This window comes from Streptomyces calidiresistens (assembly GCF_014141525.1).
GTDB lineage: Bacteria > Actinomycetota > Actinomycetes > Streptomycetales > Streptomycetaceae > Streptomyces > Streptomyces calidiresistens.
This window is the reverse complement of record NZ_VKHS01001343.1, coordinates 1-859: the sequence shown is the minus strand read 5'-3', so window position 1 is coordinate 859 and position 859 is coordinate 1. Positions and strand designations below refer to the sequence as shown.

General features: G+C 74.9%; 1 protein-coding gene. It reads right to left on the bottom strand.

The features are described 5' to 3' along the window. Positions 1 to 859, bottom strand: an 859-nt coding sequence (locus FOE67_RS27220) for a cysteine protease StiP domain-containing protein (protein ID WP_267133374.1), incomplete at both ends; no start/stop codon positions are given.

Sequence of the window (859 nt, the reverse complement as noted above, 5' to 3'; positions counted from 1 at the left end):
GGTCCATGGGGCCGGGGGTGACCCGGGGGAAGTGTGCCGCGACGGCGGCCACGAAGGTCCCCGAGAGATCGACCCCGGCCAGCTCCCGGTAGTGCTTGGCGCCGTGGAACTCGTCCGGGCCGATCAGATCGGCGCGCAGCACGGTGCGGGAGACCAGGCCGGAGACGGTGGAGTTCAGACAGGCCGAGGGGATGAGGAAGTCGTCCCGGGTCCCGAAGACCGACACGCAGGAACCGGGGTCGGCGAGGACGGCGAGGTCGGCGGAGAAGGCGCCGCGCAGCCGGCCGGGGAGGGCGTCGAGCGCCTCCACCAGTTCCCGGGTGATGGCTCCCTTGCCGGTCCAGCCGTCCACGAAGACCACGTCGGCCGGGTCGTGGTGGGCCGCCAGCCATCGCAGGGCGGTGGTGTCGATGCCCCGGCCCCGAACGATGGAGAGGGTGTAGTGCGGCAGCTCCACGCCGTGGGCCAGCCGGGCCCAGCGGCGCATCAGGACACCGACCGGTGTGCCGGCCCGGGCCAGGGAGGCGAGCACGGGGCGGGCGGTGGTGCCGTCGGGGCGGGTGCGGGAGCGTTCGGCGAGCAGGGTGTCGGTGACCGTGGCCACCGCCTGTGCGACGCGGTGGGCGGAGGCGGCCAGCGCGTCGTGGAAGAGACGTTGGTACTCCGGGCTCGGCTGGTACTCCACGGGCAGCGACTCGGCGTAGTGGGCGCCGCCGCTCTGGATGGCCTCCTCGCGCTCCTCGGTGGGGGCCTCCAGGGGCACGCCGGAGAGGTCCTGGAGCAGCCAGGCCACGTCCTCGGCGGGGTAGGAGGAGAACGCCGGGCCGTGCAGCGGCTGCGGCAGGGGGCGGCCGGGGGC